Source organism: Mycobacterium sp. SMC-17, from assembly GCF_045310915.1.
Lineage (GTDB): Bacteria > Actinomycetota > Actinomycetes > Mycobacteriales > Mycobacteriaceae > Mycobacterium.
This window is the reverse complement of the sequence record NZ_JBJIAK010000011.1, coordinates 38,164-50,669: the sequence shown is the minus strand read 5'-3', so window position 1 is coordinate 50,669 and position 12,506 is coordinate 38,164. Positions and strand designations below refer to the sequence as shown.

General features: G+C 68.6%; 9 protein-coding genes, 1 tRNA gene and 1 pseudogene. 7 read left to right on the top strand and 4 right to left on the bottom strand.

What is annotated here, in order from left to right; all coding sequences use genetic code 11:
• The first annotated feature begins 99 nt into the window (after positions 1-99).
• From ACJH7A_RS09830 to topA, 3 genes are all read left to right on the top strand, one after another.
• A complete protein-coding gene (locus tag ACJH7A_RS09830; protein ID WP_020100960.1) occupies positions 100-303 on the top strand; it encodes a cold-shock protein in 204 nt (67 codons plus the stop codon).
• 123 nt (positions 304-426) lie between these two features.
• Entirely contained in the window at positions 427-1,008 is a 582-nt protein-coding gene (locus ACJH7A_RS09825; protein WP_212807319.1) for a hypothetical protein, read from the top strand.
• 145 nt (positions 1,009-1,153) lie between these two features.
• Complete coding sequence (topA, locus tag ACJH7A_RS09820; RefSeq protein WP_212807318.1) at positions 1,154-3,979, top strand: type I DNA topoisomerase; 2,826 nt, start codon at positions 1,154-1,156, stop codon at positions 3,977-3,979.
• A 58-nt stretch (positions 3,980-4,037) separates the two neighbouring features.
• Here the strand turns inward: topA and ACJH7A_RS09815 are convergent, their stop codons facing one another.
• Entirely contained in the window at positions 4,038-5,633 is a 1,596-nt protein-coding gene (locus tag ACJH7A_RS09815) for an adenylate/guanylate cyclase domain-containing protein (protein ID WP_346415079.1), read from the bottom strand.
• A gap of 83 nt (positions 5,634-5,716) precedes the next feature.
• Between ACJH7A_RS09815 and ACJH7A_RS09810 the strand changes: the two genes are divergently transcribed.
• Together ACJH7A_RS09810 and ACJH7A_RS09805 are read left to right on the top strand one after the other, a co-directional pair.
• Entirely contained in the window at positions 5,717-6,949 is a 1,233-nt protein-coding gene (locus tag ACJH7A_RS09810) for a DNA polymerase III subunit delta' (protein WP_346415078.1), read from the top strand.
• Between the two features lie 57 nt (positions 6,950-7,006).
• Positions 7,007-7,082: transfer RNA gene (locus tag ACJH7A_RS09805), tRNA-Thr, on the top strand.
• Positions 7,083-7,094: 12 nt separating this feature from the next.
• On the opposite strand, the gene ACJH7A_RS09800 is transcribed toward ACJH7A_RS09805, so the two are convergent.
• The 3 genes and pseudogenes from ACJH7A_RS09800 to ACJH7A_RS09790 all read right to left on the bottom strand — a co-directional run bounded on the left by ACJH7A_RS09800 (position 7,095) and on the right by ACJH7A_RS09790 (position 9,766).
• A complete protein-coding gene (locus tag ACJH7A_RS09800) occupies positions 7,095-7,451 on the bottom strand; it encodes a hypothetical protein (RefSeq protein WP_212807315.1) in 357 nt (118 codons plus the stop codon).
• Between the two features lie 36 nt (positions 7,452-7,487).
• A complete protein-coding gene (locus ACJH7A_RS09795; protein ID WP_029118980.1) occupies positions 7,488-7,832 on the bottom strand; it encodes a hypothetical protein in 345 nt (114 codons plus the stop codon).
• A 96-nt stretch (positions 7,833-7,928) separates the two neighbouring features.
• Positions 7,929-9,766 (bottom strand): annotated as a pseudogene (locus tag ACJH7A_RS09790) (hypothetical protein).
• Here ACJH7A_RS09790 and ACJH7A_RS09785 point away from each other — a divergent pair.
• Together ACJH7A_RS09785 and ACJH7A_RS09780 are read left to right on the top strand one after the other, a co-directional pair.
• The gene (locus ACJH7A_RS09785) at positions 9,732-10,664 is read left to right on the top strand and encodes an NAD-dependent epimerase/dehydratase family protein (RefSeq protein ID WP_212807313.1); all 933 of its coding nucleotides are present in this window, start codon (positions 9,732-9,734) and stop codon (positions 10,662-10,664) included. The pseudogene ACJH7A_RS09790 and the gene ACJH7A_RS09785 overlap by 35 nt on opposite strands.
• Positions 10,665-10,721: 57 nt before the next feature.
• A complete protein-coding gene (locus ACJH7A_RS09780; RefSeq protein WP_212807312.1) occupies positions 10,722-12,506 on the top strand; it encodes an amidohydrolase family protein in 1,785 nt (594 codons plus the stop codon).

Genomic DNA, 12,506 nt, shown 5'->3' with positions numbered 1-12,506 from the left:
GTGTTCGTGTGTCCGCACCCGGGAACGTCGCCTGCGTTCCCGGTACGCCGGAAGACTCGGTGGACCGCACCCGCAGTAACAGAAGGAAATGAAGGACAAATGCCACAGGGGACTGTGAAGTGGTTCAACCCGGAGAAGGGTTACGGCTTCATTGAGCAGGAAGGCGGCGGAGGCGACGTCTTCGTCCACTACAAGCAGATTCAATCCAACGGGTTCCGCACCCTTGAGGAGAATCAGAAGGTCGACTTCGAGATCGAGCAGAGCCCCAAGGGTCCGCAGGCTCTGAACGTCCGCACCGTCTGAGGTTCACAGACTCCGTCGAACGCCCCCGCATCGTCAGCGACGAAGTGGGGGCGTTTCGCATCGCCGGGTAGGTCGCGCCCGGCCTCCCTGCCTTTTGGTGTGAGCTGGCCTACTGTCGGCAGGGTGAGTCAGCTGTCCTTCTTCTCGGCCGAGTCGGTGCCGCCTGCGGTCGCCGACCTGACCGGGTTGCTCGCCGCGCCGGGACAGGTGGTGATGGCTGGGGAAGCCAGAGTCCGGCTCTCCGTCGTCGTCGACGCGTTGTGGCGGGCCGAGGCGCTGGCCGAGATGATCGCCGAGGCGGGCCTGAAGCCCGAGATCACCCACACCGACGAGAAGACGCCGCTGGTGCGCACCGAGGCCGACGCCCGGCTGGCCCGGATGGCGCAGGACTGGACGCGCGGTGCGGTCAAAACCGTGCCCGACGGGTGGTTGCCGGGCCCCCGGGAGCTGCGCGCGTGGGTGCTGGCCGCGGGTACCGCGGAACCGAACGGCTACCTGTTGGGTTTGGATCCGCACGCACCGGATACCCATTCGACGTTGGCGTCGGCACTTATGCGAGTCGGTATCGCGCCGACCCTGATCGGGACGCGGGGTCACCATCCGGCCCTGCGGATCAGCGGCCGTCGGAGGTTGTTGCGCCTGGTAGAGAACGTGGGCGAGCCGCCCGGGTTCACGGAGGCGTTTCTCCAATGGCCCCGGATTTAGGGGATGCAGCCCGTATATTTTGGCCGCATCCGGTTTGCGTAGGCTCGCGCGGAGTGTCAAATTGTGACTTGCCTTGGAACCGGATGACCGTTAGGCATTCATTCGGTGTCCTAGTGCCGACCAAGAAGTGGAGCGTATAGATACGGTGGCTGACCTCGATGGTGCCGGTAGCGGCAGCCGGGTCCGGCGACTCGTCATAGTCGAGTCGCCTACCAAGGCGCGCAAGATTGCCGGTTACCTCGGCTCCAACTATGTCGTCGAATCGTCGCGCGGACACATTCGCGACCTCCCGCGCAACGCCGCGGACGTGCCGGCCAAATATAAAGGTGAGCCCTGGGCGCGCCTCGGCGTGAACGTCGACGACAACTTCGAGCCGCTCTACATCGTCAGCCCCGACAAGAAGGCCACGGTCACCGAGCTCAAGGACCTGCTCAAGGGTGTCGACGAGCTCTACCTCGCGACGGACGGTGACCGCGAGGGGGAGGCCATCGCGTGGCACCTGCTCGAGACGCTCAAGCCCAAGGTGCCGGTCCGGCGCATGGTGTTCCATGAGATCACCGAGCCCGCCATCCTGGCCGCCGCCGAGAACCCGCGCGACCTGGACATCGCCCTGGTCGACGCGCAGGAGACCCGTCGTATCCTCGACCGGCTCTACGGCTACGAGGTCAGTCCCGTGCTGTGGAAGAAGGTCGCGCCGAAGCTGTCGGCCGGCCGTGTGCAGTCGGTCGCGACCCGGATCATCGTGCAGCGCGAGCGGGAACGTATGGCGTTCCGCAGCGCCGGCTACTGGGACGTCACGGCGGAACTGGACGCCAGCGTCTCCGACCCCGAGGCGTCCCCGCCCAAGTTCACCGCCAAGCTCAACACCGTCGACGGCCGGCGCGTCGCCACGGGCCGCGATTTCGACTCGCTCGGCGCGGTCAAGAAGCCCGACGAGGTGCTGGTGCTCGACGAGGCCGCGGCGGGCGCCCTGGCCGCCGGACTGCGCGGCGAGTCGCTGACCGTCAGCTCGGTGGAGCAGAAGCCGTACACGCGCAAGCCCTACGCCCCGTTCATGACCTCGACGCTGCAGCAGGAAGCCGGCCGCAAGCTGCGGTTCTCCTCCGAGCGCACCATGAGCATCGCGCAGCGGCTGTACGAGAACGGCTACATCACCTACATGCGTACCGACTCCACGACGTTGTCGGAGTCGGCGATCAACGCCGCGCGCACCCAGGCCGGGCAGCTGTACGGCCCCGAGTACGTGCATCCGACGCCGCGGCAGTACACCCGCAAGGTCAAGAACGCCCAAGAGGCACACGAGGCCATCCGGCCCGCCGGTGACGTGTTCCAGACGCCGGGCCAGTTGCACGGCGCCCTGGACACCGACGAGTTCCGGCTGTACGAGCTGATCTGGCAGCGCACCGTCGCCTCACAGATGGCCGACGCCCGCGGCACGACGCTTTCTCTCCGTATTTCCGGCCAGGCCCGCACGGGCGAACAGGTGGTGTTCAGCGCTTCCGGCCGCACCATCACCTTCGCCGGCTTCCTCAAGGCCTACGTCGAGAGCCTCGACGAACAGGCCGGGGGCGAGGCCGACGACGCCGAGAGCCGCCTGCCCAATCTGACCCAGGGTCAGCGCGTGGATGCCGCCGAGCTCACCGCCGACGGGCACACCACCAATCCGCCGGCCCGGTACACCGAGGCCTCGCTGATCAAGGCGCTGGAAGACCTGGGCATCGGTCGCCCGTCGACGTACTCGTCGATCATCAAGACCATCCAGGACCGCGGCTATATCTATAAGAAGGGCAGCGCCCTGGTGCCGGCCTGGGTGGCGTTCGCGGTCGTCGGGCTGCTCGAGCAGCACTTCGGGCGCCTGGTCGACTACGACTTCACCGCCGCCATGGAGGACGAACTCGACGAGATCGCCGCCGGCAACGAGCAGCGCACCAACTGGCTGACCAACTTCTACTTCGGCGGCGACCACGGCGTCGAGGGCTCGGTGGCCCGCGAGGGTGGCCTGAAGAAGCTCGTCGGCGTCAACCTCGAAGGCATCGACGCGCGAGAAGTCAACTCCATCAAGCTGTTCGACGACGCCGAAGGCCGAGCCATCAACGTCCGCGTCGGTCGCAACGGGCCGTACCTCGAGCGCATGATCGCCGATGAGGAGAACCCCGGTGAGCTGAAACCGCAGCGCGCCAACCTCAATGACGATCTGACGCCCGACGAGCTGACCCTCGAGCTGGCCGAAAAGCTCTTCGCCACACCGCAAGAGGGCCGGGTGCTCGGTGTCGACCCGGAGACCGGGCACGAGATCGTCGCCAAGGACGGGCGTTACGGCCCGTACGTCACCGAGGTGCTGCCGGCGCCGCCGGAGGAGCCGGATGCCGGCACCGGTGCGAAGAAGACCAAGAAGCCCGTCGGCCCCAAGCCGCGGACCGGATCTCTGTTGCGCTCAATGGATCTGGAGACCGTCACGCTCGAGGACGCGCTGAAGCTGCTGTCGTTGCCTCGCGTCGTCGGTGTCGATCCGGAGAGCAACGAGGAGATCACCGCGCAGAACGGCCGCTACGGCCCATACCTCAAGCGCGGCAGCGATTCTCGCTCACTGGCCACCGAAGAGCAGATGTTCACCGTCACGCTCGAAGAGGCGCTGAAGATCTACGCCGAGCCGAAACGCCGTGGGCGCCAGGGCGCTGCCACGCCGCCGCTGCGTGAGCTGGGCACCGATCCGGTGTCGGGCAAGCCGATGGTCATCAAGGACGGCCGCTTCGGTCCGTACGTCACCGACGGTGAGACCAACGCCAGCCTGCGCAAGGGCGACGACGTCATGTCGATCACCGACGAGCGGGCCTCGGAGTTGTTGTCGGACAGGCGCGCTCGTGGTCCGGTGAAGAAGGCGGCGAAGAAGACCGCTGCCAAGAAGACGGCGGCGAAGAAGACGGCCGCCAAGAAGGCGCCGGCGAAGAAGGCCGCCGCGAAGAAGGCCTAGGCACATTTGCCGGACTTCTCAACGCAGCTCGTACCTCGCTGCTTGATCGGCGTCCGGCCTAGCTGGCGGCTTCGGTTTCGGGAGCCGGCCGCGGCGACGCCAGCGACAGCGGCCGCGCCAGCTGTGTGGGCGCGGACCGGCCGCGCAGCTCGACGGTCTCGCCGACGTCCCAGCACAGTGCCTCGGCGTCCAGCGCACCGCTGACCGCGATCGCCGATGCCAACACGTGGCCCTCTTCGAGCTTGGCGAGCTCGGTCAGGCGGGCGGCCTCGTTCACCGGGTCGCCGATCACGGTGTACTCGAAGCGGGCCAGCGCGCCGATGTGGCCGGCGATGGCGCGGCCCGCCGATACGCCGATACCGAACTCCGTGGTGCCCAGCACCGTCACCAGTTCGTCGTGCAGATCACGGGACGCGGCCAGCGCGGCACCGGAGGCGTCCGGGTGCTCGATGGGGGCGCCGAAGATGGCCAGCGCCGCGTCACCCTGGAACTTGTTGACGAACCCGCCGTGCCGGTTCACGGTGTCGACGATGATCCGGAAGAACTCGTTGAGGATCGACACCACCTCGGCGGCGGGCCGCGTCGACGCCAGCTGCGTCGACCCGATCAGGTCGATGAACAGCACCGCGACGTCGCGTTCCTGGCCGCCCAGCTCGGTGCCGCGCTCCAGGGCGCGGCGCGCGACGTCCTCGCCGACGTAGCGGCCGAACAGGTCGCGCAGGCGCTGCCGCTCGGACAGGTCGCGCACCATGTCGTTGAACCCGGCCTGCAGCAGGCCCAGCTCGCTGGCGTCGTAGATCTGCATGTGCGCGTTGTAGTTACCGCGCTGCACCTCACCCAGGGCCCAGCGCAGCTGGCGCAGCGGGTCGGCGATGGACATGGCGACCAGGACGTTGCCGGCCAGGCCGACGGCCAGCGCGGTGATCGCCAGCAGCAGGATGGGGGTGTTGAGCTGGTCGTTCTGGGCGATGAAGGTCGTGTACTGGCCGGCCAGCCGGGCCACGATGATGGCCAGCAGCGGCACGCCCGTCGACAGCACCCAGGTCAGGACCTGGCGCTGGATGACGCCGGGGGCCCGGAAGTTCTCGGGCACGCCGTCGCGCAGCGCCGCGACCGCGACGGGGCGCAGCACGCGCTCGGACTGCAGGTAGCCGATGATCGCGGTGGCGGTGGCGCCGAGCGCGCTGGCCACGGCGACGAACGGCGCCGAGCGGCTCGCCACCGGCCAGCTGGCGATGATGAACACCACCGAGCCGAGGAACCAGTTCCCGACGCTGATCAGCGTCCGGTAGTACGGCATCTTGAGCGCCCGGGTGCGGGCCAGCTCGGTGAATGCGGGGTCGTCGGCGTCGCCGTGCAGCGTGTCGCGCCGTTGCCAGCGGATCACGGGGATCAGCAGCCGCAGACTCAGCCAGGCCGCCACCACGAACGAGACGAACAGGACGGCCAGGAACACCGCCAGGTTCACCGCCGGCAGGTCCTGCAGCTGGATGCGATCTTCGGCCGGCAGACCGAACCGCAGGAAGCCCAGAACGAACAGGGCGCCGATGATGTCGGCCTGCAGCAGGCTCAGCGTGAACACCGGCCACGGGGTGCGCGCCACCCATCGGACGAACCCCCTGATTCGCCCGATGCGCTCTACATCGGTGGCCACCCGCTAACCGTATCCGGCCAGGGCGACGGATATTGCCGCTGCGCGCAGGTTCGTGTCGTCCGCGCCGGTTACTGTGGGGCGCGATGAGCGGAGTTTTCTCGCGTTTGGTCGGCCAGGATGCCGTGGAAGCCGAGTTGGTGGCCGCAGCGCGGGCGGCCCGGGGTGATTCGGCTCACAGCGGGCTCACAACCGGCAGCATGACGCATGCGTGGTTGATCACGGGGCCGCCCGGTTCGGGCCGGTCCATCGCCGCGGTGTGCTTTGCGGCGGCGCTGCAGTGCACTGCGGAGGCCGCCGAAGGCGGTCCGGGGTGCGGCGCCTGCCGCGCGTGTACGACGACCATGGCGGGCACGCACGCCGACGTCCGGCGCGTGATTCCCGAGGGGCTGTCGATCGGTGTCGACGAGATGCGCGCCATCGTGCAGACCGCGTCCCGGCGGCCCGGCACCGGCCGCTGGCAGATCGTCGTCGTCGAAGACGCCGACCGGCTCACCGAGGGCGCCGCCAACGCGCTGCTGAAGGTCGTCGAGGAGCCGCCGCCGTCGACGGTGTTCCTGCTGTGCGCGCCGTCGGTCGATCCCGAGGACATCGCGGTGACGCTGCGGTCGCGGTGCCGGCACGTGGCGTTGACGACGCCGCGGGCCGACGCCATCGCGCAGGTACTCATGGACAACGACGGGCTGTCCGAGGCCGACGCGCGCTGGGCGGCGTCGGTCAGCGGGGGACACGTCGGCCGGGCGCGCCGCCTTGCGACCGATCCGGACGCGCGATCACGCCGGGAGCGGGCCCTGGGCCTCGCCCGCGATGCCGCGACGCCGGCGCGCGCGTACGCGGCCGTGGAGGAGCTGGTCGCGGCCGCCGAGACCGAGGCCGTCGCGTTGACGGCCGGCCGCAACGAGGCCGAGACCGAGGAGCTCAAGACCGCGCTGGGCGCCGGTGGTACCGGTAAGGGCGCGGCGGGGGCACTGCGGGGCGCCGCGGGCGCTCTGAAGGACCTCGAGAAGCGGCAGAAGTCGCGGCAGACCCGGGCGTCGCGCGACGCGCTGGACCGCGCGCTGATCGACCTGGCCACCTATTTCCGTGATGCGCTGCTGGTGTCGTCGGGCGCGACGGGCGTGGCCGCCGCCAACCATCCGGACATGAGTGACAAGGCCGCCGCGATGGCCGCTCACGTGCCCGCCGACCAGCTGCTGCGGTGCATCGAGGCGGTGCTGGCCTGCCGCGAGGCACTGGCCACCAACGTCAAGCCGAAGTTCGCCGTCGACGCCATGGTGGCGACCATGGGTCAGGCTCTGCGGGCCGGACAACGGAACTGACTTTGGTTGCGCCGGACGCGTCCCGTAGACTCGTCCCGCCCCGCCTCGGTGGGGCGCGCCACCCTAGCTCAGTCGGTAGAGCAATTCACTCGTAATGAATAGGTCAGGGGTTCGATTCCCCTGGGTGGCTCCACAACTTTTTGCGCTACCGGCGCTGTTCGGGCTGCACGTGCGGGCCCGCGGACGGCGTCTCCGTAACCGGCGTCAACACGCTCGGGTCCAGGTTGAACTTCGGCTTGCGCATCGGGACGGCGATGCAGCCCTGAGCTTTTCCGTCGACGTACGAGCACTTCGTCTTGTCGCCGTTCTTGTCGGTCGTCGTGCAGGCCTCGTAGGAGTGCCCGCCCGCGACTTTGGATTCGTAGGTCTGGTTCGAACCCATGCAATCGCTGCCGACCGTGGCGTTGGCGCCGGGCGCGGACAGGATCGCCGGAACGGCGTACAGCGCGGCAGCACTCAGCAGGGCGGCCAATGTCGGCTTGATCATCGAGTTCGTGTTCATTGCTGGATTCCTTTTCGGGGTGGTGGACGACGGGGGTCAGGAGCGATCGACCTGAACCGGGACGAGGTCACCGGTCGGGATGTGGGGGCCTTTCACAGCCGTCCGCGGCACGGTGATGCAGCCCTGCGGTTTGTGATTGATTTCGGAGCACTGGGTTTTGACGCCGTCCGAGTTGGTCGTGGTGCAGCTCGCGACGATCGACCCGTCCGACCGCGTCCCGAGGGCGAAGGTGCCGTTGCCTTTTGTGCAGCGCTCGGCCAGGGAATCTGCGCTTGCGATGGGCGTCGTCAGCGCCAGCGGGGCCACGTACAGCGCAGCCGTGCCGATGAGCGCGGCCAGTGCGATGCGCTTGCCGTTTGCGGTCCCGGTGGTGGTGGTCATGGGAGTTCTCCTTTTCCTGTGGTCACAGGCCCTTGTGGACTTGCTGACACAGGTAGGAGTGGGCACCGTCCCGGAAGGGGACAGTTTTTTGCGCGGCTATTTGGGCGCCAGGAATCCCACCGGCCCGGAGGCGACGCACACCGACAGCGCCGACGTGTTGGCCTTCACCTGGATCGCGGCCCCGGCGCCGGGTAGCCGGACGAACACCCGGTTCAGGCCGGGGTGTACCGGCACCCGGGCCTCGCGGCCCTCGGGCAGGGACATGGTCAGGGACCCGTCGCTGTTGGCGAGGTAGTTGATCTCGGCGGTCCAGTCGGCCGGCAGCAGCGGGCCGTCGAGCGGCATGGTGACCGGCGCGTCGGTCTGCACCAGGTAGCCGCAGTTCGGTGCCGGTCCCGGGGCGATCGTGCGGGTCCAGGTCACCTGGGCCGGTACCAGCTGGCCGGTCGCGGTGAACATCTGTAAAGAGGTTGTGCTGGAAGCGAATTCGGGGCGGTCGCGCAGCAAGGCGAACATGTGGCTGGCCAGGTTCTGCGGCCATGCCACGCGTTGCAGCACCAGGGGATCGACCTCCTGGTCCAGCAGTGGCACGCCGCGGGGCGCATGGCCCAGCGCTGCCTCGGCGTTGACGAGGTAGGCGCGCGTCGGGTTGTCGCGCCAGCTGGGCAGGAACGTCGCCCACGAGTACAGGCTGCTGGCCACGAATGCTGTTGCGGCACAAGCGACAACGACGCGGCGCCGCGGGGAGTCGTCGAACCGCGTACTCCGGTTGGGTGCGCAGAACGCGACGGCGGCCAGCAGCGCCAGCACCACGACGAGATCGGACAGATAACGCAGCGTCTGTGCCAGCTCGAGGGCGGTGAACTTCGACGACCGCATCAGATAGATCGGTACCTGGCACGCCACCACGTAGCCCACGGCCGCCAGCCACACCGGGCCCAGTCGCCGCTTCCGCAGCAGCGACACCGCAACCACGGCGGCGAGAACCAGCCAGCCGAGGACCATTACTACCGGGCCGGGCGTCGCCCACGGGGACGCCGGCGCCCAGCGCTGCCAGTCCCACGGCCCGCCGGCCAGCGTCGGCACCAGCCCGTGCGTGACGGACCGGGCCAGCAGCTCCCACGTCATCGCCAGGTCCAGCGTCCAGCGCTTCTGGTTGACCACCAGCAGGTAGACGCCGACCCAGCCGATCGTGATGGTCAGCAGCCCCAGCCACAGCCGCAGGCCGGCGCGCCACACCGTCTTCAGCGAGCCGGCCCCCGTCACGTACATCAACAGCCAGCACACCCCGAACGCGGTGAACGGGATCACCGCGGACTTCTCGAAGAACAGCAGCCCGCCCAGGTAGGCCAGGCAGCCGCTCCACACATACCGCGGATTTCCGGTGCGGACCAGCAGGATGGCGTCGGCGCAGACCCAGGCCATGGCCGCCGCCATCGGTAGCGCGTTGAGCCCCGCCGACCACCAGGCGAACGCCGGCACCCCCAGCGGCGTGAACAGTGCGAACGTCAGCGGCACCAGCAGCACCGGCCGCCACCCGAGGATGACGCGCAGGGCGCGCACCAGCGCCACGGACGCGACGAGTTGCAGCACCACCAGGCTCACGGCCGGCCAGAACCACGTCAGCGGCGCCAGTCGCGTCAGCACCCCGGCGAGCAGGAATCCGGCGGGCATGACGTGCCCGTCGTGGTCATTGAAGAGGAAGTCCGGCGACAGCAGGGAATGGGTGCCGGCCTGGCCGATCAGGATCAGGTCGTCCCAGTAGAAGTAGCCGCCGAATGCGAGGACCGCCCGCAGTATCAGCTGCAGCGCCACCAGCGCGGCGGCGGTTCGGGCGACCCAGTTCACTCTTGTCGACTGTACGGGGCGTCACGCAGCAACCGTCGGTATGGTTGCGCCGTGCGAACACTTGTCACTGGTGCTGCCGGGTTCATCGGATCGACGCTCGTCGACCGGCTCCTGTCCGAAGGACACGACGTCGTCGGGCTCGACGACTTGAGCAGCGGCAAGGTCGACAACCTCGCCCAGGCCGAGCAGAACGAGCGATTCGAGTTCGTGAAGGCCGACATCGTCGACGCCGATCTGCACGCCATCGTGGCCGAAGAGCAGCCCGAGGTGATCTTCCACCTGGCCGCGCAGATCTCCGTCGCACGGTCGGTGACCGACTCGCCGTTCGACGCCGGGGTCAACGTCGTCGGCACCGTGCGGCTGGCCGAGGCGGCGCGCAGCAACGGCGTGCGCAAGGTCGTCCACACCTCGTCGGGCGGGTCGATCTACGGCGTCCCGCCGGGCTACCCGACCAACGAGGACATGCCGGTCGATCCGTCGTCCCCGTACGCGGCCAGCAAGGTGTGCGGCGAGGTCTACCTCAACATGTTCCGCAACCTGTACGGGCTGGACTGCTCGCACATCGCGCCCGCCAACGTCTACGGCCCGCGCCAGGACCCGCACGGTGAAGCCGGCGTGGTCGCGATCTTCAGCCAGGCGCTGCTGGCCGGGCGGCCCACCAAGATCTTCGGTGACGGCACCGACACCCGCGACTACGTCTTCGTCGACGACGTCGTGGACGCCTTCGTCCGCGCCGGCGGGGAAGCCGGCGGCGGGCAGCGGTTCAACGTCGGTACCGGGGTCGAGACGTCGGTGGCGCAGCTGCATACCGCGATCGCCGCGGCCGTCGGCGTGCCGGACGCTCCTGAGTTCCACCCGCCGCGCCTGGGTGACCTGCGGAAATCGTGCCTGGACATCAGCCGCGCCGGTGCCGTGCTGGGGTGGAGTCCCAAGGTGGCGCTGGCCGAGGGCGTGGCCCGGACGGTGGACTTCTTCCGCCCCTGACCTGCGATTACGCAGAAAAAGATTGTAAGCACTCACTTTCTGTCCTAGTCTCACGTCATGACCTACGACGTGATCGTCAAAGACGGCTTGTGGTTCGACGGCACCGGCCGCACGCCGCAACTGCGCAACCTGGGTATCCGCGACGGCGTCGTCGCGACGGTGTCGGCACAACCACTTGATGAGACGGGCTGCCCCGACGTCATCGACGCCAAGGGCAAGTGGGTGACGCCGGGCTTCATCGACGTGCACACCCACTACGACGCCGAGGTGCTCCTCGATCCGGGCCTGCGGGAGTCCGTCCGCCACGGCGTGACGACGGTGCTGCTGGGCATGTGTTCGCTGTCGACCGTCTACGCCGAGAACGACGACGCCGCCGATCTGTTCAGCCGCGTCGAGGCAGTGCCGCGCAAGTTCGTCGTCGGTGCGCTCGAGCAGAACCGGTCGTGGTCCGGTCCCGCCGAGTATGTGCAGGCGCTCGAGGCGCTGCCGCTCGGCCCGAATGTCAGCTCGCTGCTGGGTCACTCCGATCTGCGCACCTCGGTGCTGGGCCTGGACCGCGCGACGACCCCGAACGTCACCCCGACCAACGCCGAGCTCGAGACCATGGCGTCGCGGCTCGAGGCGGCCCTGGACGCCGGCATGCTCGGCATGTCCGGCATGGACGCCGCCATCGACAAGCTCGACGGTGACCGCTTCCGGTCCCGCGCCCTGCCGTCGACCTTCGCCACCTGGCGGGAGCGCCGCCGCCTGATCAAGGTGCTGCGCAAGCGCGGCCGCATCCTGCAGAGCGCGCCCAACGTCGCCAAACTGCAAGAGGCACTGAACTTCTTCCTCGAGAGCAGTGGCTGGTTCGGCCGTCGCCGCGGCGTGCGGATGAGCCTCTTGGTGGCCGCCGACGCCAAGTCGTCGCCCGGCGCGGTGTACCTGCTGGGCCCGGTGACCCGCCTGGCCAACAAGGTCCTGAACTCGAAGGTCCGCTTCCAGCACCTGCCGGTGCCGTTCGAATTGTATTCGGACGGAATCGATCTCCCGGTTTTCGAGGAGTTCGGTGCGGGCACCGCGGCGCTGCATCTGCGTGACCAGCTGGAGCGCAACAAGCTGATGGCCGACCCGGAGTACCGGCGCCGGTTCCGGAAGTCGTTCGACAAGAAGGTGCTGGGCCCGACCCTGTGGCACCGCGACTTCCACGACTCGACCATCGTCGAATGCCCCGATAAGTCGTTGATCGGCAAGAGCTTTGGCCAGATCGCCGACGAGCGCGGCATCCACCCGCTCGACGCCTTCCTCGACGTCCTGGTCGAGCACGGCGAACGCAACACCCGCTGGACCACCATCGTGGCCAACCACCGTCCCAAGCAGCTCGACAAGCTGGCCGTCGAACCGTCGGTGCACATGGGCTTCTCGGATGCCGGTGCGCACCTTCGGAACATGGCGTTCTACAACTACGCGCTGCGGATGCTGCGCCGCGTGCAGGACGCCGACAAGGCCGGCCGCCCGTTCATGACCACCGAGCACGCCGTGCACCGGCTCACCGGTGAGGTCGCCGACTGGTTCGGTCTCGAGGCCGGCACTCTGCGTCAGGGTGAGCGCGCCGACTTCGTGGTGATCGATCCCGCCGGCCTCGACGCCGGACTCGAGGCGTACCACGAGGATTCGGTGGAGTTCTACGGCGGCCTGAGCCGCATGGTCAACCGCAGTGACGCCGCCGTCGTGGCGACCGGTGTGGGTGGCCAGGTGGTGTTCCGCGACGGCGAATTCGTCGAGGGCTACGGGCAGACCGTGAAGTCCGGCCACTACCTGCCGGCGCGCGGAGCGAAACTGCCGGTGGCACAAGCGGTCTGA

Coding starts and splice junctions, on each gene's coding strand:
- ACJH7A_RS09830 (WP_020100960.1), top strand. CDS start 100: ATGCCACAGGGGACTGTGAAGTGGTTCAACCCGGAGAAGGGTTACGGC.
- ACJH7A_RS09810 (WP_346415078.1), top strand. CDS start 5,717: ATGAGCGGAGTTTTCTCGCGTTTGGTCGGCCAGGATGCCGTGGAAGCC.
- ACJH7A_RS09800 (WP_212807315.1), bottom strand. CDS start 7,451: ATGAACACGAACTCGATGATCAAGCCGACATTGGCCGCCCTGCTGAGT.
- ACJH7A_RS09795 (WP_029118980.1), bottom strand. CDS start 7,832: ATGACCACCACCACCGGGACCGCAAACGGCAAGCGCATCGCACTGGCC.
- ACJH7A_RS09780 (WP_212807312.1), top strand. CDS start 10,722: ATGACCTACGACGTGATCGTCAAAGACGGCTTGTGGTTCGACGGCACC.